Raw genomic sequence first — 427 nt, forward strand, 5'->3', positions numbered from 1 at the left:
TATCCTGCTCTCGGTAGGCGTGCTTCATGGACGCCCTGACGGACTTGGGCGATTTGAGTTTCTGAACCCGAAGAATGGCGAATTTTGACATGGTGTTTCAGCCCCCTTTTTTCAAAAGGTGGACTTACTACACAATTTGCAAGCAAATTGTCGTAAGCTGAAGAAGGAAACCCCTTCTTCAGATATATTCAGAAAGCTTCTTTTTTTGTCGGTAATGGCACATTTGGCTGACCGACAAACCATTCGTAGAGTGAAGGATCACTCGGAAGGCGAAGTGTCTCTAGAAGCACTTCATTATCTCGCACTATAGAAAATTCAAAAAATTCATCTAAATTTTCATCATGTAATTCCTTAAGATTTTTCCAAATTTTCATAGTTTCTAAGTCGTTTGAATGAGAAATTATAAATGTATTTTGGCATGCAATAT

1 protein-coding gene is annotated in these 427 nt (G+C 38.9%); it reads right to left on the bottom strand.

Annotated elements, in window-relative coordinates; translation table 11 throughout:
* Window positions 1-188: 188 nt before the first annotated feature.
* Window positions 189-427, bottom strand: a 239-nt coding sequence (locus tag KP705_RS18050) for a hypothetical protein (protein WP_215765289.1), incomplete at its 5' end; no start/stop codon positions are given.

This window comes from Gluconobacter sp. P1D12_c, assembly GCF_018812105.1.
Taxonomy (GTDB): domain Bacteria; phylum Pseudomonadota; class Alphaproteobacteria; order Acetobacterales; family Acetobacteraceae; genus Gluconobacter; species Gluconobacter oxydans_A.